Source organism: Gluconacetobacter sacchari, from assembly GCF_014174255.1.
Lineage (GTDB): Bacteria > Pseudomonadota > Alphaproteobacteria > Acetobacterales > Acetobacteraceae > Gluconacetobacter > Gluconacetobacter sacchari.
This window is the reverse complement of record NZ_JABEQJ010000100.1, coordinates 1-904: the sequence shown is the minus strand read 5'-3', so window position 1 is coordinate 904 and position 904 is coordinate 1. Positions and strand designations below refer to the sequence as shown.

Below are 904 nucleotides of genomic sequence, written 5' to 3'. Positions count from 1 at the left end.
GGCCGGACGAAACGGGAGATAGCTGCAGATCTTGGGATCGGCCTATCGACACTGACGCGATGGATCTCTCGTAGCCGAGATCGGGAGATTGACGAGCCAGATCGGCGGCTGGCGGGTGAGGACGTGACAGCGGAGTTGAAGCGGCTGCGGCGCGAGAATGAAATTCTTCGCCAGGAGCGGGATATCCTGAAACGGGCAACGGCTTTTTTCGCTCGGGAGGGAAGTCGATGAGGTTCGAACTCATTGACCGGGCGAAAACGGACTTCCCTGTCCAACGACTGTGCCGGGTTCTGGGTGTCAGTCAAAGCGGCTATTTTGCGTCGCGTGGCCGGGCTCCCAGCCAACGCCAACGGCAGGACATGGTGCTGCTTGCCCATGTGCGATCGGCCTTCGCCTTGTCCAACGGCACCTATGGCAGTCCGCGCATGACCCGGGAACTGCGGGACCAAGGCTTGTCCGTCGGGCGCCGGCGAACAGCGCGCCTCATGCGGGACAACGGCCTGCGCGCTCGACAAAAGCGCCGTTTCAAACGCACGACGGATAGCGAACATGCCTGGCCGGTTGCCCCGAATCTGCTGGATCAGAATTTCAGCGCGACCGCTCCGAATGAGAAATGGTCAGCCGACATTTCATACATTTGGACGAAGGAAGGCTGGCTTTACCTGGCCATTGTCATGGACCTGTTCTCCAGGCGCATCATCGGTTGGGCCGTCAGTGACCGCTTGCACCGTGACCTGGCGCTGGCGGCGCTCCGCCGGGCCTTCGCCATTCGGCGCCCTGAGCCCGGCCTGATCTGTCATTCCGACCGTGGCAGTCAATATTGTTCGATTGATTATCAGAGTGAGATTTTGAAACACGGAGCGTTGATCTCAATGTCCGGCAAGGGAAATTGTTACGACAATGC

1 pseudogene is annotated in these 904 nt (G+C 59.7%); it reads left to right on the top strand.

Annotated features, from left to right (window positions below):
- Positions 1 to 904, top strand: a pseudogene (locus HLH48_RS22830) (IS3 family transposase); the annotation flags it as partial.